Raw genomic sequence first — 17582 nt, forward strand, 5'->3', positions numbered from 1 at the left:
GGGCGAGACTTCGGGAAGGCGCTACGTGAGTCCCAACGGCTCCGACCGCTCGCCGCGGCGCACGATGCGGCGGAAGCTGCCTCAGGCGCTGGCACTGGGCCTCGTCATCGCGACCGCCACCGGCTGCTCGGCCAACGACCTCCCCAGGCTTGGCCTCCCGAGCCCCGTCACCAAGGAAGGGCCGATGGTCCTCCAGATGTGGCAGGGGTCCTGGATCGCGGCGCTGGTGGTCGGCGTACTGATGTGGGGTCTGATCATCTGGAGCGTGGTCTTCCACCGCCGCAAGCGCACCGGTGTGGAGATCCCCCCGCAGACCCGGTACAACGTGCCCATCGAGGCGCTCTACACCGCGGTCCCCATCATCATCGTCTCGGTGCTCTTCTACTTCGTCGCCCGCGACGAGTCGAAGCTGATCGCCACCTCCGAGAAGCCGCAGCACTACGTCAACGTGGTCGGTTTCCAGTGGAGCTGGGCGTTCAACTACGAGAACACCGAGACCCCCGACCCGGCCAACAAGGACGCCGCGTACGAGGTCGGTACGCCCAAGGACGCCCCGACGCTCTGGCTGCCGGTCAACGAGACGGTTCAGTTCCGTCTCACCTCGCGTGACGTCATCCACGACTTCTGGCCCGTCAACTTCATGATGAAGATGGACGTCGTGCCGGGCGTGGTGAACAAGTTCGAGGTCACGCCGACCGTCAAGGGCGAGTACATGGGCAAGTGCGCCGAGCTCTGCGGCGTCGACCACTCGCGCATGCTGTTCAACGTCAAGGTCGTCGACCGCGCCGACTACGACAAGCACCTGGCCGAGCTTCGCGCCAAGGGCCAGAACGGTGCGGTGCCCTCCGGCCTGATCACCATGGGAAGTGAAGAGAAGTGACAATCCTCAACGAGCCCGCCGCGGCCGGCGGGGGCGCCGAGGCCGTCACGGTCGGGGCGCAGCGGACCCGGAAGCCGGGTTCGACCATCATCAAGTGGCTGACCACCACCGACCACAAGACGATCGGCACGCTGTACCTGGCCACGTCGTTCGCCTTCTTCCTGATCGGTGGCATCCTCGCCCTGGTCATGCGCGCCGAGCTGGCTCGTCCCGGGACCCAGATCCTGTCGAACGAGCAGTTCAACCAGGCGTTCACGATGCACGGCACGATCATGCTGCTGATGTTCGCGACGCCGCTCTTCGCCGGCTTCGCGAACTGGATCATGCCGCTCCAGATCGGCGCCCCGGACGTGGCGTTCCCGCGTCTGAACATGTTCGCGTACTGGCTGTACCTCTTCGGCTCGACCATCGCGGTCGCGGGCTTCCTGACCCCGAACGGCGCCGCCAACTTCGGCTGGTTCGCCTACTCCCCGCTGTCGGACGCGGTGCACTCGCCCGGCATCGGCGGCGACATGTGGATCATGGGTCTGGCCTTCTCCGGCTTCGGCACGATCCTCGGTGCGGTCAACTTCATCACCACGATCATCTGCATGCGCGCGCCCGGCATGACGATGTTCCGGATGTCGATCTTCGTCTGGAACGTCCTGCTGACCTCGGTGCTGGTCCTGCTGGCCTTCCCGGTGCTGGCCGCCGCGCTGTTCGCCCTGGAGGCGGACCGCAAGTTCGGTGCCCACGTCTTCGACCCGGCCAACGGCGGGGCGATGCTCTGGCAGCACCTGTTCTGGTTCTTCGGCCACCCCGAGGTGTACATCATCGCGCTGCCGTTCTTCGGCATCGTGTCGGAGATCATCCCGGTCTTCAGCCGCAAGCCGATGTTCGGCTACTCCGGCCTGATCGCGGCCACCATCGCGATCGCCGGTCTGTCCGTGACGGTGTGGGCGCACCACATGTACGTCACCGGGCAGGTGCTGCTGCCGTTCTTCTCCTTCATGACCTTCCTGATCGCGGTCCCGACCGGTGTGAAGTTCTTCAACTGGGTCGGCACCATGTGGAAGGGCTCGCTGAGCTTCGAGACCCCGATGCTCTGGACGGTCGGCTTCCTGGTCACCTTCCTCTTCGGCGGTCTGACCGGTGTCCTGCTGGCCTCCCCGCCGATCGACTTCCACGTCTCGGACTCGTACTTCGTCGTCGCCCACTTCCACTACGTGGTCTTCGGCACCGTCGTCTTCGCGATGTTCGCCGGCTTCCACTTCTGGTGGCCGAAGATGACCGGCAAGATGCTGGACGAGCGCCTCGGCAAGATCACCTTCTGGACGCTGTTCTTCGGCTTCCACACCACCTTCCTGGTGCAGCACTGGCTCGGTGCGGAGGGCATGCCCCGCCGCTACGCCGACTACCTGAACTCGGACGGCTTCACCACCCTGAACACCGTCTCGACCATCGGCTCCTTCGTGCTCGGCCTGTCGATCCTGCCGTTCCTCTACAACGTCTGGAAGACCGCCAAGTACGGCGAGAAGGTCGCCGTGGACGACCCGTGGGGCTTCGGCCGCTCGCTGGAGTGGGCGACCTCCTGCCCGCCGCCGCGGCACAACTTCCTCACCCTTCCGCGGATCCGCTCCGAATCCCCGGCCTTCGACCTCCACCACCCGGAGGTCGCCGCGCTGGACTACCTGGAGAACCACGGTGAGCCGGCCAAGCACCTCGCCGGTGTGACCCCGGCGAAGTACGACGCCCCGCAGCTGGGCAAGGGCAAGAAGAAGGGCGACGCCTGATGAAGGAACAGGGAAAGATCTTCCTGGGCCTGGCGGTCTTCGTGCTGGCGATGGCCCTGACCTACGGTCTGTGGACCAACCACTCGGACCTCGGCATCGAGGCCGCCGGTACCACCGCGCTGTTCCTGGCCTTCGGCCTCTGCGCGTTCATCGGGTACTACCTCGCCTTCACCGCCCGCCGGGTGGACAGCGGCGCGGGTGACAACCCCGAGGCCGAGGTCGCGGACGACTCCGGCGAGCTGGGCTTCTTCGCCCCGCACAGCTGGCAGCCGCTCTCGCTGGCGCTCGGTGGCGCGCTCGCCTTCCTGGGCGTGATCTTCGGCTGGTGGCTGATGTTCTGGGCCGCCCCGATCATCATGATCGGCATCTTCGGATGGGTCTTCGAGTTCTACCGGGGCGAGAACCAGAACCAGTAGGGTTCCCGCTTCCGGCACCAGGGCCGGTCCTCCCGCACGGGAGGACCGGCCCTGCTGCGTTCCAGGCCTCCCGCTGCGTCCCCGGGATGACGACTTCACTCCGGCGGGTGAACCGGAAGTCCCCCGGATGTCGCTTCACCAAGGGACGTTCCTACGATCTGATCAATCGTGCGACCCCTCGGAGGCGGTCATGGCCGACAGGCGTGGAATCGCAACTCTCGGCGGCATCTCGCTGGCCCTCGCAGTCCTGGCCCCGCTGGCGGCCTGCACGGCCCGGGAGGACGAGCCCGTCGGACCGCACCGGATCGACGCGGCCCCGCTGGTCCGCCTCTCGGCGGACGGCAAGGCCGACCCCTCCCAGCCGGTCACCGTGACCGCCGTCGAGGGCAGCCGGCTCACCGACGTCACCGTGGTCGGCCCGGACGGCCGGGTGGTCGCCGGGAAGCTCGCCGAGGACCAGGGCAGCTGGCAGACCACCGGCCGGCTGAAGGCCGCCACCGCGTACACCGTGCGGATCTCCGCCGACGACGGCAAGGGCGGCCGCGGCGACACCACCGCGAGCTTCAGCACCCTCGCCGCCCAGCGCCTGCTCACCGCCAAGCTCGGCCCGGACTCCTCCGGCAGCGGCGTCTACGGGGTGGGCCAGCCGCTCACCGTGCAGCTCTCCGAGGCGGTGAAGGACCCGCAGGCCCGCCAGGAGGTCGAGCGCGTCCTGACCGTCGGCTCCCAGCCCGCCGTCACCGGCGCCTGGTACTGGGTGGACGACAAGAACCTGCACTTCCGCCCGCAGGAGTACTGGCCGGCCGGCACGATCGTCTCGCTGGCCTTCGACGGCACCGGCAGCCGGATAGCGGACGGCCTCTACGGCGGCGACCGCAGCTCGCTGAAGCTGCGGATCGGCGAGCGGGTGGAGTCGGTGATCGACGCGGCCGCCCACGAGCTCACCCTGAAGCGCGACGGCGAGGTGCTGCGGACCATCCCGGTCACCACCGGCAAGCCCGGCTTCGACACCCGCAACGGCGTCAAGGTGGTGCTCGGCCAGGAGCGGGCGGTCCGGATGAACGGCGAGACCATCGGGATAGCCGCGGGCAGCACGGAGGCGTACGACCTCGACGTGCTGTGGGCCACCCGGGTGACCTGGAGCGGCGAGTACGTCCACGCGGCGCCCTGGTCGGTCGGCTCGCAGGGTGTCGAGAACGTCAGCCACGGCTGTACCGGCATGAGCACCGCGAACGCCGAGTGGTTCTACCAGCACACCCGGGTGGGGGACCTGGTGACGGTGGTGAACAGCCGTGGCGCCGAGATGGAGCCCTTCGGCAACGGCTTCGGGGACTGGAACATCGACTGGACGGACTGGGTGAAGCACAGCGCCTCGGGACAGCCCGTCAGCACCACCGCACCGCCCTCCCAGGCCCCCGCTGCGGGGATGATCCGTCCCGAGCTCTGATCGGCTCCGGGAGGCCTTCTCCGGCGCCCCGTCAGCCCTGGGGGTAGGCCAGCCGCAGCGCTGTGTCCACGGCGGCCAGGGCGTCCGCGCGGGAGACGCCCAGGCGGCTGGCCCGGGCGGCGTACTCGGCGGCGGCCTCGGCGGCCAGCCGGTGGGCGGCGTCCCCGGTGGCGGCGATCAGGGTGCCGCGCCGGCCGTGGGTCTCCACCACGCCGTCCGCCTCCAGCTCGCGGTAGGCCCGGGCGACGGTGCCGGCGGCCAGCCCCAGCTCCTCGGCCAGGGCCCGGACGGTGGGCAGCCGCAGCCCGGTCGGCAGCTCGCCGGAGCGGGCCCGCTCGGCGATCTGGGCGCGGATCTGCTCGTACGGGGGAGTGGCCGAGGCGGGGTCGACGGAGAGCTGCACGGTGGCCTCCTGGTGGCGCGGTCGGGTACGGGGCTGGCACGTACGGGAAAGGCCGAGGGCCGCTGACCAGAAGAACTCTGGTCAGCGGCCCTCGGGTGACGCGGTGGCGCCTACGGGATCAGTGGTGGCCGTGGCCGCTGGTGATCTCGTGGTGCTCCTCGGCGGTCGGCTTGGGGATCTGGCCGCCCTCGCCGTAGAAGCCGCGGGACAGCTTGGCCCGGGTGCGGGTGAGGACGCCGGCCTTGCGGGCCACGCCGTTCTCGTCCGTCTGGGCCGGCAGCTCGACCGGCTGGATCTGCTCGTGCGCGGTGAGCTTGTACAGGTCCGGCTGCGGCAGCTGGGCGTGCACCTCGACGAACTCGCCGTGCGGCAGGCGCTTGATGACGCCCGTCTCGCGCCCGTGCAGCACCTTCTCCTTGTCACGGCGCTGGAGGCCGAGGCACCAGCGCTTGGTGACGATGAAGGTGAGGACCGGGACGACGAACATGCCGACGCGGACGAAGTACGTCACCGAGTTGATCGACAGGTGCAGGTGGGTGGCGAACAGGTCGTTGCCACCGGCCGCGAGCAGGATCAGGTAGAGGCTGATCCAGGCGGCACCCAGCGCGGTGCGGACCGGGGCGTTGCGCGGACGGTCCAGGATGTGGTGCTCGCGCTTGTCGCCGGTGATCCAGCCCTCGATGAAGGGGTAGGCGGCGATCGAGACCAGCACCAGCGGGAAGACGACCATCAGCGGGATGATCACACCCAGGTTGAGGGTGTGGCCGCCCCAGACGCTGATCTCCCAGCCCGGCATGATGCGGATCAGGCCTTCGGAGAAGCCCATGTACCAGTCGGGCTGGGCGTCGGTGGAGACCTGGTCCGGACGGTACGGGCCGTACGCCCAGATCGGGTTGATCGTGGCGATCGCCGAGACGACCGCGATCAGGCCGAAGACCAGGAAGAAGAAGCCACCGGCCTTGGCCATGTAGACCGGCATCAGCGGCATGCCGACGACGTTCTTCTCGGTCTTGCCCGGGCCCGCCCACTGGGTGTGCTTGTGGTAGAAGACCAGGATCAGGTGCGCGACCAGCAGGCCGAGCATGATGCCGGGGATCAGCAGCACGTGGATGGTGAAGAACCGCGGCACGATCTCGGTGCCGGGGAACTCGCCGCCGAACAGGAACATCTGGATGTACGTGCCGACCAGCGGCGTCGCCAGGACGGCGCCCTCCATGAACCGGATGCCGGTGCCGGAGAGCAGGTCGTCGGGCAGCGAGTAGCCGAAGAAGCCGTCGAACATGCCGAGGACCAGCAGCAGGAAGCCGAAGACCCAGTTGATCTCGCGCGGCTTGCGGAACGCGCCGGTGAAGAAGACGCGCATCATGTGCACGAACATCGCCGCCACGAAGACCAGGGCGGCCCAGTGGTGGATCTGGCGGATCAGCAGACCGCCGCGGATCTCGAAGCTGATGTCCACCGTCGAGGCGTAGGCCTCGGACATCGGGATGCCCTTGAGCGGCACGTACGAGCCGTCGTAGACGACCTCGGCCATCGAGGGCTTGAAGAACAGCGTCAGGTAGACACCGGTCAGGATGATGATGATGAACGTGTAGAGGCAGATCTCGCCCAGCATGAAGGACCAGTGGTCCGGGAAGATCTTCCGCAGGTTGGCCTTGGCGAGGGAGTAGATCCCCAGCCGGCCGTCAGTCCAGTCAGCCGCGGCCTCCCACTTGTTGGCAGGCTTGGCGCGCGTGCTGGAGGGCTTGGCGGCACCGGTCGTGGTGCTGCTCGCGCTACTCATCGAGCACGCTCCCAGTAGCTCGGGCCGACGGGCTCCGCGAAGTCGCCGGTGGCGACCAGGTTGCCCTTCTCGTCAGTGGTGATCTTCAGCTGCGGCAGCGGGTGGCCGGCCGGGCCGAAGATGACGCGGGCGCCGTCCGCCAGGTCGAAGGTCGACTGGTGGCAGGGGCAGAGCGCGTGGTGGGTCTGCTGCTCGTACAGGCTGATCGGGCAGCCGACGTGGGTGCAGATCTTGGAGTAGGCCAGGATGCCCTCGAAGCCCAGCTCCTTGGACTTCTCGTCCTTGATGTCCTCGGGCGCGATGCGGACCAGCATCAGGGCGTCCTTGGCGATCCGCTGCTGGAAGTCCTCGTCGTGCGTGGACAGGCCCTCCGGCATGGCGAACGTGAGCGAGCCGACGACGATGTCCTCGGGCTTCATCGGCTGCATGGTGTTCATGTTGACCAGCGGCAGCGGCTTGGCCTCGGTCGCCTCCTTCCAGCCGGTCTCCTTGAGCTTCTTCTCGGGAAGCGGGCCGAGGTCACGGAGCAGGACCACGCCGGAGAGCGGGACCAGCGCCATGGAGCCGATCAGGGTGTTGCGGATCATCTTGCGGCGACCGAAGCCGGACTCGGCGGCACCGGTCTTGAACTGCTCGATGACGTCGGCGCGGACCTCCTCGGAGGCCTCGATCGGGTGACGCTCGGCCGGGATCTCGACGTCCGACATCAGGGTGCGGGCCCAGTGGACCGCGCCCGCGCCGATCATGAACAGCGCGACGCCCAGGGTCAGGCCGAGCGCGAAGTTCAGCGCGCTGACGTGACCGAGCGGGAAGATGTAGACGATCTTGTCCGGGTCGATGGCCACGTACGAGGCGATGAAGCCGACGGTGGCGAGCATCGAGATCACGAACATCAGCGAGACCTGGCGCTCGGCGCGCTGGGCGGCCCGCTCGTCGATGTCGGTGCGCCGGGGCTCGTGGGCCGGCAGGCCCGGGTCGGCGAACGGGCTGCCGTGGTCGGCCACCTCGCCGGCGGAGCCGTGCGGCTCCGGGAGCTTCTCTTCTGACATGTCGTGGCTCATGACTTCTTGGCCTTGGTGGTGTGGGCGGCGACCCAGATCGCGACCGCGATGAGCGTGCCGAGGCCGAAGATCCAGCCGAACAGACCCTCGGTCACCGGACCGAGGCTGCCCAGGGTGAGACCGCCGGGGTTGGGCTCATCGTTGGTGGTGTGGCGGACGAAGGCCACGATCTGCTTCTTCTGCTCCTCGGGCATGGTGGTGTCCGGGAACGACGGCATGTTCTGCGGGCCGGTCTGCATGGCCTCGTAGATGTGCTTGGCGTCCACACCCTCCAGCGACGGGGCGTACTTGCCCTTGGTCAGGGCACCGCCCTGGCCGGCGAAGTTGTGGCACTGGGCGCAGTTGGTGCGGAACAGCTCGCCGCCCTTGGAGATGTCCTCGGGGTTGGTCGAGGTGAACTGCTCCTCCTTCGGGGTCACCGGACCGGGGCCGAGGGAGGCGACGAAGGCGGCGAGCTGGTCGATCTCGGCCTGCGTGTAGATGTTCTTCTTGCGCGGGACCTGGGCGCCGGGCTGCTGGGCGGGCATGCGGCCGGTGCCGACCTGGAAGTCGACAGCGGCGGAGCCGACGCCGACCAGGCTCGGACCGTCACTGCTGCCCTGGCCGTTCAGGCCGTGGCAGGAGGAGCAGCCCACGGCGAAGAGCTTCTTGCCCTCATCGATCGCGAGCGACTGCGCGGCGACGTCGGCCTGCGCCTTGTCGGCGGGCGCGAACGCGGCGTACAGCCCCCCGGTTGCCGCCAGGGCGAGAAGTAGGACGACCAGCGCCGCCAATGGGTGGCGCCGTCGTGCGGAGAGCTTTTTCACGGAATAACCCCGGTGTCAGGATCTGGTCGACTGGTGGGTGCACCCGGCGGCCGGTCTGGCCGGCACGAGGCTGCCTGTCTAGGGCTGCGCGCGCGGTCGGTCGGTGGGAGCGTCGGCACCGGCAGAAGCGGCCCGTCGCCGGTGAGGGCGGGGGCCGCAGCCGGTGGCCAGCGACCTGATCAGCTGGTTACTTGATCAGGTAGATGGTCGCGAACAGGCCGATCCACACGACGTCGACGAAGTGCCAGTAGTACGACACGACGATCGCGGCGGTGGCCTGCTCGTGCGTGAAGCGCTTGGCTGCGTACGTCCGTCCCAGGACCAGCAGGAAGGCGATCAGACCACCCGTCACGTGCAGCCCGTGGAAGCCGGTGGTCAGGTAGAACACCGTGCCGTACGGGTCGGAGGACAGCGAGAGGCCGTCCTTCTTGACCAGCTCGGTGTACTCGAAGACCTGGCCGCCGATGAAGACCGCGCCCATGGCAAACGTGAGGATGAACCACGCCCGGAGCTTCTTCACGTCACCGCGCTCGGCAGCGAACACGCCGAGCTGGCAGGTGAGCGAGGAGAGCACCAGGATCGTGGTGTTGACCGAGGAGAAGGGCACGTTGAGGGCGTGGGCCTTCTCGGTCCAGAACTCCGGCCCCTTGACGGAGCGGAGCGTGAAGTACATCGCGAAGAGGGCCGCGAAGAACATCAACTCGGAACTGAGCCAGACGATCGTTCCGACGCTGACCATGTTCGGCCGGTTGACCGATCCGTGCGCGTGCCCGGTTTCTACTGCTGTTGCTGTCGCCACGACGGACATTATGTCGGTCCCTTATTCCGTCTTCACGTCGGGGGGTGTCCCTCGGAGTGTCCGGTGCGTGCGGTATGCCCGCTTGGGGGGCGACGGGGTGTCCGGACGGGGGCTGAGCAGCGGCGTGTCCCTTTTCTGATGGTTCCTCGGAGGAGCCCGCGACCCCGTTGCCCGGCGCGTCGCTGCACGGTCGGAGCAGCCGTGGGAGGTAGTGGAGGGGGCGCCCGGGTCGGCCGTACGGGTGGACCGGGCGGGGTCGGGTGACGGGCCGTCCTCCGGGTGGGTGAGCCCCTGGCGCGGCGGCTCGACGAGGAACGTGCGCGAGGGGGGCTCGGCGGCGGGTGATCCGGAGTAGCATCCGGATCAGGCGAACGTGGTCCGGATCACACTTGAGGGAGCAGGGTCCATGGCGTACACGACCGATGAGACGCTCACCGTCCTCGTCTACAGCGACGACCGCAACACCCGTGAGCAGGTGCTGACGGCGCTCGGCCGCCGGCCCGCCGAGGATCTTCCGGAACTGTCCTACCTGGAGTGCGCGACCACCCCCGCGGTGCTCAAGGCGCTGGAGAAGGGGGGCGTGGACCTCTGCGTGCTGGACGGCGAGGCCGTCCCGGCCGGCGGGCTGGGCCTCGGGCGCCAGCTCAAGGACGAGATCTACGGCTGCCCGCCGGTGCTGGTGCTGATCGGCCGGCCGCAGGACTCCTGGCTCGCCGCCTGGAGCCGGGCGGACGCCGCCATCTCCCACCCGGTGGACCCGGTGGCGCTGGCCGAGGCGGCCGCCGTCCTGCTGCGGGCCAGGGTGGCGAAGCGGACTCCGGCCGTCCGCTGAAATCCGCCCGGCAACTGGAAAAGACGGGGGTAGAAGCGACCGCTTCGCTCGATAGGCTGACTCCATCCGTACGGACGTCCCCCCGGAGCGGGGAACCGACAACAGCTGGAGTCAGCCATGGTGAACGTGAACCCTGCGAACGGCGGTAGCGACCCCGCGCAGGTGGTCCGCACCTGGCCGGACGTCCTGTCGGCGCTGTTGCAGGGGGAGGACCTCGACCGCTCGTCCACCGCGTGGGCGATGGACCGGATCATGAGCGGCGAGGCGTCCCCCGTCCAGGTGGCCGGGTTCATGGTCGCGCTGCGGGCCAAGGGCGAGTCGGTCGAGGAGATCGCCGGCCTGGTCGACGCGATGTACGAGCACGCCGAGCCGCTGGAGATCCCCGGCCCGGCGGTGGACATCGTGGGCACCGGCGGGGACCGGGCGAAGACCGTCAACATCTCCACCATGTCGGCGATCGTCGCGGCCGCCGCCGGCGCCAAGGTGGTCAAGCACGGCAACCGGTCGGCCTCCTCCACCAGCGGCTCCTCGGACGTGCTGGAGAAGCTCGGCGTGGCGCTGGACCTCTCCTCCCAGCGGGTCGCCGAGGTGGCCGAGGAGGTCGGGCTCACCTTCTGCTTCGCGGCGAAGTTCCACCCCTCGATGCGGCACGCCGCTACCGCGCGGCGCGACCTCGGGGTGCCGACCGCCTTCAACATCCTCGGCCCGCTGACCAACCCGGCCAAGGTCACCGCGCACGCCATCGGCTGCTTCGACACCCGGCTGGCCGGGCTGATCGCCGGGGTGCTGGCCCGGCGGGGCGCGACGGCGCTGGTCTTCCGCGGCGACGACGGGCTGGACGAACTGACCATCACCACCACCTCGCGGGTGTGGCTGGTGCGCGACGGGGTGGTCACCGAGACCACCTTCGACCCGCGGGACGTCGGCATCGAGCTGGTCGGCATCGAGGCGCTGCGCGGGGCGGACGCCTCGTACAACGCCGAGGTCGCGCGGCGGCTGCTGGCGGGCGAGCACGGGCCGGTGCGGGACGCGGTCCTGCTGAACACGGCGGCCGCGCTGGTCGCGCTGGACCTCGGCGACGCGCCGCTCGGCGAGCAGCTGGCGGCCGGCATGGAGCGGGCCGCGAAGGCGATCGACTCGGGCGCCGCGCAGGACCTGCTGCGGCGCTGGTCGGAGGCCACCAGCCGGATCTGAGGCGGTAGTTGGGGAGCCCGGGCCGGGTACGCCGGCCCGGGCTCCGGTGCTGTCCGGATGCTGGATGCCCGTTTGACCGCCCGCTGGACGCGGCCTAGAGTCTTCGCCAGGTCATGAGTGACAGCGCCAAGCCCCAGCTCGCTGTCCGGCAACCCTCCGTCCGTGGCGGGGTGCCCTGGGTGAGGACCGGGTCGCCACGGCAGATCGTCCGTGCGACAAGCGCGGACACCCGGCGACTGGCACTCCGGGGGTCCCTTACCCCCGAAGGAGTGCATCCCCATGTCCCTCGCCACCGAAATCAGCACCCCGCTCCCGGTTCTCGGCGCCGACGTCCAGGTCCCGCTCGCCAGCGGTGAGAAGGTCGGCTACGCGGCGCTCGACTACGCGGCCAGCTCGCCGGCGCTCCAGCGGGTGTGGGACGACGTCGCCGCCTACGCGCCGTACTACGGCAGCGTCCACCGCGGGGCCGGGTACCTCTCCCAGCTGTCCACCGACCTGTTCGAGCAGAGCCGCCGCACCGTCGGCGAGTTCCTCGACCTGCGCGAGGGCGACCAGGTGGTCTTCACCCGGGCCACCACCGACTCGCTCAACCTGCTGGCCGCCGCCGTTCCGGCCGGCACCCGGGTGTTCGCCTTCGAGACCGAGCACCACGCCTCGCTGCTGCCCTGGGCACACGCCGGACTGGACGTCAGCTACCTGCGGGCGCCGCGCTCGCGGGCCGAGGCGGTGGCCGCGCTGGACGCCGCGCTCGCCGAGGCGCCCGAGGGCCCCAAGCTGCTCTGCGTCACCGGCGCCTCCAACGTCACCGGCGAGCTGTGGCCGGTCGCCGAGCTGACGGAGACCGCGCACCGGCACGGCGCCCGGGTGGTGCTGGACGCCGCCCAGCTGGCGCCGCACCACCGGGTCTCGGTGCGCGAGCTGGACGTCGACTGGGTCGCCTTCTCCGGCCACAAGATCTACGCGCCGTTCGGCGCCGGGGTGCTGGCCGGCCGGGCGGACTGGCTGGACGCGGCCGAGCCGTACCTGGCCGGCGGCGGGGCGACCCGGACGGTGGCCCGGGAGGCGGACGGCTCGGTGGCCGTGCAGTGGCACACCGGCCCGGCCCGGCACGAGGCCGGCTCGCCGAACGTCATCGGCGCCTACGCGATCGCCTCGGCCTGCCGGGCGCTGACCGAGGCCGGCTTCGACGCGCTGGAGGCCCGCGAGCAGCGGCTGATCGCCCGCCTGACCGCCGGTCTGGCCGGGATCCCGCAGGTGAAGGTGCTCAACCTGTTCGGGGAGGGCTCGGCGCGGGTCGGCGTGCTGTCCTTCGTCGTCCGGGGCTGGAACAGCTCGCACTTCTCGGCCGCGTTGTCCGCCGAGTACGGCATCGGGGTGCGCGACGGCCTGTTCTGCGCCCACCCGCTGGTGCGCACGCTGCTCGGGGACGAGGACGTGGCCGTGTCCGAGTGCGGGGCGCCCGATCCCTCGCTGCCGGGCGAGCGCAGCCTGAACGCGATCCGGGTGAGCTTCGGCGCCGGGACGCCGGACGAGCACGTCGACCGCTTCCTCACCGCCGTCCGGGAGCTGGTGACGGACGGCGCGGCCTGGAACTACCGCAATGAGGGCGGCCGCTGCGTCGCGGACACTCAGCGCGAGGGCTGAGGGCTACTCGTCCAGGCCGAGGGCGAACGCGGCTTCCAGGTCGTGCTGGGAGTAGGTGCGGAAGGCGATCTGGGTCTCGGTGTGGGCCACGCCCGGGACCTTGTTCAGCCGGCCCGGGATGACCTCGGCCAGGTCGTCGTGCCGGCGCACCCGCACCATCGCCACCAGGTTGTAGCCCCCGGTCACCGAGTAGACCTCGCTCACGCCGTCGATGGCGGCGATGGACTCGGCGATCTCCGGGATGCGGTCGACACTGGTCTTGATCAGGACGATGGCGGTGATCACAGTTCGGGCTCCTTTGTGAGGTGCCGCCAGCGTATCGGGCGTCCGCCGGGTCGTCGCGGGGGGTGGCGGCGGACCACGGTGCAGGCGTAGAGGAACCCGGCCGAGAAGCCGATTACGTGGACCAGGTACGCCACCCCGGGCCCGGCCGAGTGCACCGACCACCACTGGAGGGCGAACCAGAGGCCGAGCACCAGCCAGGCCGGGAAGCGCAGCGGCAGGAAGAACAGCAGCGGGACGAGGGTGGTCACCCGGGCCCGGGGGTGCAGGCGCAGATAGGCGCCGAGGGCGGCGGCGATCGCCCCGGAGGCGCCGATGAGCACCCGGGTGGAGTTCGGTGAGTGCGCCTCGGCTAGCGCGAAGCCGTACGTGGTCAGGCTGCCGGCGGCCAGGTAGAAGACGGCGTACCGGGCCCGGCCCAGCCGCCGTTCCACGGTGGGGCCGAAGACCTGGAGGAAGAGCAGGTTCCCCAGCAGGTGCAGCCAGCCGGCGTGCAGGAAGAGGCCGGTGAGGACGGACAGGGCCGGGTGCTTTCCCGGGGTCGGGGCGGCCGGGCAGCCGGGGACCGGGTCGGGGGCCTCGGCCAGCTGTTCGGCGGTCAGCGGCCGTCCGGCCAGCACCTCGGCCGGAACGGCGCCCCAGCGCTGCTCGTACCGCTGCTCGGCGCAGACCCGGGCCTGGCCGGTGCCGTACAGCGGGTTGAGGCCCGCGGCCGGTCCGAGCAGGAAGACCAGGGTGTTGAGCGCGATCAGGGCGTAGCTGACCGCCGGGACGGTCGCCGCCGGGCGGCCGCCCCGGGCCGCGGTGTGGTCCGGGACCGCGAACGCCATGCGGCCAAGCATCCCTCCGGGCGCCGCAGGTGACACGTTGGTTTACGGCAGGTGGACCAGCCCGGGTGTTCGGGCGACCGGTGGTCGCGGTGGTTGCCCCAGGCAATAGGCTTGGGGCGGGCATTCCCGCCTCCCGCCGCCGATGCCGGGGCTCCGGGGGGAGCGCCTGGCCCACGCAGGGACCACCCGAGAGGACCCCCGATGACCGTCCCCGCCCTGAGCGCCGAGACGCGCTGGCGCTGCACCCTGTGCGGCAACCTCACCCGCTTCGACGTGACCCGCACCGCGCGGGTGACCGAGTTCCTGCACTTCGACCTGGCCGGCGAGTCCAAGGTCGAGGAGACCGAGGTGCTGAGCGAGACCGTCGAGTCGGTGCGCTGCCGCTGGTGCAACGCGGTGGACCAGGTGGAGCTGGTGGCCCGTCCGGGCGCCGAGGGGGCGCAGGCCCCCACCGAGCAGGGCTGATCCCCGTCGCCGCGGCGGGCGGGTGCGCGGCGCACCCGCCCGCGCCGCACGGGACAATACAGAACAAGACGCACGGGGGCGCGTGACGACAGGGGGCGGCCGCGGCCGTGCCCCGCTGGACCAGGATCGGAGCCGAGGACGTGGTGGACGCAGCGAAGGAGCCCGGGGAAGCCCAGGGGCTTCCGCCCGCTGCGGCCGAGGCCCCGGCCGTGGCGGCCGTGGCGGCGAACGACTCCTCCGAGGCCGTGGTGGAAAACGCCGTCGAGAAGCTCGACCGGCCGTTGCCCGAGGGCGTGCGCCGACGGGTGGTCGGGCTCGCCTCGGACGCGCTCGGCGGGCTGCCGGCGGCCGAACTCCCGCAGAGCCTGCGCCAGTACGTCAAGTTCACCCCGGCACGGCGGGCCAAGTACGCGGCCACCGCGCTGGCGGCGGCGCTGGAGGCGGAGCCGGCCTTCCGGCTGCGGATAGCGGAGCGGCTGCGACTGGGGCAGCCGGATCTGGTGAAGGCGCTGGAGTCGGGCAGCGTCCCGAGCGCCGCCGATCCGATGGACGTCGCGGCCGCCGCCTACCTGGTGCGTTCGGCGGGCTGGAGCCGGCTGGTGGCCGAGGCCGGCAAGGAGGCCGAGCGGGCCGGTGCCGAGGACGCGGCCGCGGAGGCGGCCCGGCTGGTGGAGAAGCTGCAGGCCGAGCTGGCCGAGGTGCGGGCCGCCGCGCGGGCGGACCTGGACCGGCAGCGCGCCGAGTCCGACGGCGTCCGAAAGGAGGCCGAGTCGCTGCGCAAGAAGGTGCGGTCGCTGGAGAGCGACACCCGCCGGGCGCAGGCCGAGACCCGTCGGGTGGCCGGCGAGCTGGAGGCCGTACGGGCGCAGGCCGCGGCCGAGCGCGGTGCGGCCGAGAGCGAGGCGCGCCGGCTGCGGCACCGGGTCTCCGAGCTGGAGAACGCGGCCGAGCAGGGCCGCCGGTCGGCCCGCGAGGGGCGCAGCGTCGAGGACATGCGGCTGCGGCTGCTGCTGGACACCCTGCTGCAGTCGGCCCAGGGGCTCCAGCGGGAGCTGGCGCTGCCGGTCTCCCAGATCCGCCCGGCGGACCTGGTGGAGGCGGTGGTGCCGGGGGCGGCCTCGCCGCACGACGTGGCCCGGCGCGGACTGGCCGAGGACGATCCGGCGCTGCTGGACCAGCTGCTGGCGATCCCCCAGGTGCACCTGGTGGTGGACGGTTACAACGTGACGAAGACCGGCTATCCGGCACTGCCGCTGGAGCAGCAGCGGATCCGGCTGCTGGGCGGGTTGGCGATGCTGGCCCAGCGCACCCAGGCGGAGGTCACCTGTGTGTTCGACGGGCAGGACCTGGACGTCCCGGTGATCATGGCGCCGCCGCGCGGGGTCCGGGTGCGGTTCAGCCGGACCGGGGAGACGGCCGACGAGCTGATCCGCCGTCTGGTGCGGGCCGAGCCGCAGGGCCGCCCGGTGGTGGTGGTGTCCACCGACCGGGAGGTCGCGGAGGGCGTGCGGAAGGCGGGCGCGCGCCCGGTGGCGTCGGTGCTGCTGCTGAACCGGCTGGCCCGGCCCTGACCTGGGTCGGCTAGCATGACGGCTGGTCAGCGGTTCGTCCGGAGCGGTGTGCGGGTCCCGTGAAGTCAGCGTGGGGACCGGGGTTCACGCCTTCGGGGGAGTAGCAAAACGGTTAGATCTTCACTAGGGTCTGGCGTCAAACCTATTTTCCGGAATCTCATCCCATCAGGTGAGCCCGTAGAAAGAAGGAGCCGGTCCCTTGGCCTCCCACCGCCGTCCCAAGCAGCCGAGCCGCGCACGGATCTCCGTGCTCACCGCCGCCGCTGCGACCGCGGTCGCACTCTCCGCCCAGGTGGCCGCGCACGCCGCGCCGCAGCCGGACAAGACGGACGTCAAGGCGCAGATCGACCAGCTCCAGGAGGAGCAGGAGCAGGCGGCGGAGAAGTACAACGGCGCCAAGGAGCGGGCGGACCAGCTGCGCAAGCAGGCCGACCAGCTGCAGGACCAGGTGGCCCGCGGCCAGGAGCAGATGACCCAGCTCCAGGGCGGCCTCGCCGAGGTGGCGGGCGAGCAGTACCGCGCCGGCGGCATCGACCCGTCCGTCCAGCTGATGCTCTCCTCCGACCCGTCCGGCTACCTGGAGAAGGCCTCGACCGTCCAGCAGGCCAGCACCAGCCAGGCCGAGGCGCTCAAGGGGCTGCTGGACCAGCAGCGCCGGCTGGACCAGCAGAAGGCCGAGGCGGCCGCCGTGCTCGCCTCGCTGGACAGCACCACCAAGGACCTGAACCAGGCCAAGGCGGACGTCAACACCAAGCTGAAGGCCGCCCAGGACCTGCTGAACTCGCTGAGCGCCGCCGACCGCGCCGCGCTGCGGGCCCAGCAGGCGCAGGACGACCGCGCCTCGCGCGGCAGCGCGCGGGTGGACCTCGGCAGCCTGCCGCCGGCCAGCGGCTACGCGGGGGCGGCGGTGGCCAAGGCGATGAGCAAGCAGGGCTCGCCGTACGTGTGGGGCGCCACCGGATCGACCACCTTCGACTGCTCGGGCCTGATGGTCTGGGCGTACGGGCAGGCCGGCGTCTCGCTGCCGCGCACCTCGCAGGAGCAGGGCCACTACGGCACCCGGGTGCCGTCGCTGGACCAGGCCCAGCCGGGCGACCTGGTGATCTACGGCCCGAGCATGTACCACGTCGGGATGTACATCGGGAACGGCATGGTGGTCCACGCGCCGCACACCGGTGACGTGGTGAAGGTGATGAAGGCCGACGCGATGCCGATCAACACCATCCGCCGGGTCTGACGGTCCGACACGCCCGGGACGCCTGTTCGGGTCCTGTGAAAAGCGCCACCTCCGTTGCGGGGGTGGCGTTCGGCTTTCCGCCCTTTTGCGACCGCATGCTGAGAACCGATCAGCCTTGTGTGCACCATTGGTCACCATCGGTCATCTTCACAAAGGAACT

At 70.7% G+C, this 17582-nt stretch carries 17 protein-coding genes and 1 riboswitch; of the genes, 10 read left to right on the forward strand and 7 right to left on the reverse strand.

What is annotated here, in order from left to right:
- The first annotated feature begins 25 nt into the window (after positions 1 to 25).
- The 4 genes from ctaC (at position 26) to ACZ7RU_RS02640 (ending at position 4515) form a co-directional block, all read left to right on the forward strand.
- A complete protein-coding gene (ctaC, locus tag ACZ7RU_RS02625) occupies positions 26 to 880 on the forward strand; it encodes an aa3-type cytochrome oxidase subunit II (RefSeq protein ID WP_470339125.1) in 855 nt (284 codons plus the stop codon).
- On the forward strand, positions 877 to 2652 hold the full coding sequence (ctaD, locus tag ACZ7RU_RS02630; protein WP_470339126.1) for an aa3-type cytochrome oxidase subunit I: 1776 nt from the start codon (positions 877 to 879) through the stop codon (positions 2650 to 2652). The genes ctaC and ctaD overlap by 4 nt, the downstream gene beginning before the upstream one ends.
- A complete protein-coding gene (locus ACZ7RU_RS02635) occupies positions 2652 to 3068 on the forward strand; it encodes a cytochrome c oxidase subunit 4 (protein WP_470339127.1) in 417 nt (138 codons plus the stop codon). The genes ctaD and ACZ7RU_RS02635 overlap by 1 nt, the downstream gene beginning before the upstream one ends.
- A 190-nt stretch (positions 3069 to 3258) precedes the next feature.
- Positions 3259 to 4515: a L,D-transpeptidase gene (locus tag ACZ7RU_RS02640; protein WP_470339128.1), complete on the forward strand. Its 1257-nt coding sequence runs from the start codon at positions 3259 to 3261 to the stop codon at positions 4513 to 4515.
- A 31-nt stretch (positions 4516 to 4546) separates the two neighbouring features.
- On the opposite strand, the gene ACZ7RU_RS02645 is transcribed toward ACZ7RU_RS02640, so the two are convergent.
- From ACZ7RU_RS02645 to ctaE, 5 genes are all read right to left on the reverse strand, one after another.
- The gene (locus tag ACZ7RU_RS02645; RefSeq protein ID WP_355256625.1) at positions 4547 to 4918 is read right to left on the reverse strand and encodes a GntR family transcriptional regulator; all 372 of its coding nucleotides are present in this window, start codon (positions 4916 to 4918) and stop codon (positions 4547 to 4549) included.
- A gap of 118 nt (positions 4919 to 5036) precedes the next feature.
- Positions 5037 to 6701, reverse strand: coding sequence for a cytochrome bc1 complex cytochrome b subunit (gene qcrB, locus ACZ7RU_RS02650; RefSeq protein WP_470339129.1), 1665 nt, complete (start codon positions 6699 to 6701; stop codon positions 5037 to 5039).
- On the reverse strand, positions 6698 to 7750 hold the full coding sequence (gene qcrA, locus ACZ7RU_RS02655) for a cytochrome bc1 complex Rieske iron-sulfur subunit (protein WP_470339130.1): 1053 nt from the start codon (positions 7748 to 7750) through the stop codon (positions 6698 to 6700). The genes qcrB and qcrA overlap by 4 nt, the downstream gene beginning before the upstream one ends.
- An 8-nt stretch (positions 7751 to 7758) precedes the next feature.
- Entirely contained in the window at positions 7759 to 8568 is an 810-nt protein-coding gene (gene qcrC, locus ACZ7RU_RS02660; protein ID WP_470339131.1) for a cytochrome bc1 complex diheme cytochrome c subunit, read from the reverse strand.
- 187 nt (positions 8569 to 8755) lie between these two features.
- Positions 8756 to 9376: an aa3-type cytochrome oxidase subunit III gene (ctaE, locus tag ACZ7RU_RS02665; RefSeq protein ID WP_049651835.1), complete on the reverse strand. Its 621-nt coding sequence runs from the start codon at positions 9374 to 9376 to the stop codon at positions 8756 to 8758.
- 397 nt (positions 9377 to 9773) lie between these two features.
- Between ctaE and ACZ7RU_RS02670 the strand changes: the two genes are divergently transcribed.
- The 3 genes from ACZ7RU_RS02670 to ACZ7RU_RS02680 all read left to right on the forward strand — a co-directional run bounded on the left by ACZ7RU_RS02670 (position 9774) and on the right by ACZ7RU_RS02680 (position 13037).
- A complete protein-coding gene (locus ACZ7RU_RS02670; protein ID WP_387748842.1) occupies positions 9774 to 10199 on the forward strand; it encodes a response regulator in 426 nt (141 codons plus the stop codon).
- A 117-nt stretch (positions 10200 to 10316) separates the two neighbouring features.
- The gene (gene trpD / locus ACZ7RU_RS02675) at positions 10317 to 11393 is read left to right on the forward strand and encodes an anthranilate phosphoribosyltransferase (protein WP_470339132.1); all 1077 of its coding nucleotides are present in this window, start codon (positions 10317 to 10319) and stop codon (positions 11391 to 11393) included.
- Positions 11394 to 11502: 109 nt separating this feature from the next.
- Positions 11503 to 11621: riboswitch (SAM riboswitch) on the forward strand.
- Between the two features lie 51 nt (positions 11622 to 11672).
- Positions 11673 to 13037 carry an aminotransferase class V-fold PLP-dependent enzyme gene (locus tag ACZ7RU_RS02680; protein WP_470339133.1) on the forward strand — a complete coding sequence of 455 codons (1365 nt, stop codon included), beginning with the start codon at positions 11673 to 11675 and terminating at the stop codon, positions 13035 to 13037.
- 3 nt (positions 13038 to 13040) lie between these two features.
- On the opposite strand, the gene ACZ7RU_RS02685 is transcribed toward ACZ7RU_RS02680, so the two are convergent.
- The gene (locus ACZ7RU_RS02685; protein ID WP_049651832.1) at positions 13041 to 13322 is read right to left on the reverse strand and encodes an Lrp/AsnC family transcriptional regulator; all 282 of its coding nucleotides are present in this window, start codon (positions 13320 to 13322) and stop codon (positions 13041 to 13043) included.
- A complete protein-coding gene (locus ACZ7RU_RS02690; protein WP_470339134.1) occupies positions 13319 to 14149 on the reverse strand; it encodes a rhomboid family intramembrane serine protease in 831 nt (276 codons plus the stop codon). The genes ACZ7RU_RS02685 and ACZ7RU_RS02690 overlap by 4 nt, the downstream gene beginning before the upstream one ends.
- 201 nt (positions 14150 to 14350) lie before the next feature.
- Between ACZ7RU_RS02690 and ACZ7RU_RS02695 the strand changes: the two genes are divergently transcribed.
- The 3 genes from ACZ7RU_RS02695 to ACZ7RU_RS02705 all read left to right on the forward strand — a co-directional run bounded on the left by ACZ7RU_RS02695 (position 14351) and on the right by ACZ7RU_RS02705 (position 17422).
- The gene (locus ACZ7RU_RS02695) at positions 14351 to 14614 is read left to right on the forward strand and encodes a hypothetical protein (protein ID WP_470339135.1); all 264 of its coding nucleotides are present in this window, start codon (positions 14351 to 14353) and stop codon (positions 14612 to 14614) included.
- 218 nt (positions 14615 to 14832) lie between these two features.
- Positions 14833 to 16185: an NYN domain-containing protein gene (locus ACZ7RU_RS02700; protein WP_470339307.1), complete on the forward strand. Its 1353-nt coding sequence runs from the start codon at positions 14833 to 14835 to the stop codon at positions 16183 to 16185.
- A gap of 199 nt (positions 16186 to 16384) precedes the next feature.
- Positions 16385 to 17422, forward strand: coding sequence for a C40 family peptidase (locus ACZ7RU_RS02705; protein WP_470339136.1), 1038 nt, complete (start codon positions 16385 to 16387; stop codon positions 17420 to 17422).
- The last annotated feature ends 160 nt before the right edge of the window (positions 17423 to 17582 follow it).

The organism is Kitasatospora sp. NPDC114501 (assembly GCF_055633695.1).

What these genes read in the sequence shown, in the direction of transcription:
- ACZ7RU_RS02635 (WP_470339127.1), top strand. Translation starts at nt 2,652, where the DNA reads ATGAAGGAACAGGGAAAGATCTTCCTGGGCCTGGCGGTCTTCGTGCTG.
- ACZ7RU_RS02640 (WP_470339128.1), top strand. Translation starts at nt 3,259, where the DNA reads ATGGCCGACAGGCGTGGAATCGCAACTCTCGGCGGCATCTCGCTGGCC.
- qcrB (WP_470339129.1), bottom strand. Translation starts at nt 6,701, where the DNA reads ATGAGTAGCGCGAGCAGCACCACGACCGGTGCCGCCAAGCCCTCCAGC.
- qcrA (WP_470339130.1), bottom strand. Translation starts at nt 7,750, where the DNA reads ATGTCAGAAGAGAAGCTCCCGGAGCCGCACGGCTCCGCCGGCGAGGTG.
- ctaE (WP_049651835.1), bottom strand. Translation starts at nt 9,376, where the DNA reads ATGTCCGTCGTGGCGACAGCAACAGCAGTAGAAACCGGGCACGCGCAC.
- ACZ7RU_RS02670 (WP_387748842.1), top strand. Translation starts at nt 9,774, where the DNA reads ATGGCGTACACGACCGATGAGACGCTCACCGTCCTCGTCTACAGCGAC.
- trpD (WP_470339132.1), top strand. Translation starts at nt 10,317, where the DNA reads ATGGTGAACGTGAACCCTGCGAACGGCGGTAGCGACCCCGCGCAGGTG.
- ACZ7RU_RS02680 (WP_470339133.1), top strand. Translation starts at nt 11,673, where the DNA reads ATGTCCCTCGCCACCGAAATCAGCACCCCGCTCCCGGTTCTCGGCGCC.
- ACZ7RU_RS02690 (WP_470339134.1), bottom strand. Translation starts at nt 14,149, where the DNA reads ATGGCGTTCGCGGTCCCGGACCACACCGCGGCCCGGGGCGGCCGCCCG.
- ACZ7RU_RS02695 (WP_470339135.1), top strand. Translation starts at nt 14,351, where the DNA reads ATGACCGTCCCCGCCCTGAGCGCCGAGACGCGCTGGCGCTGCACCCTG.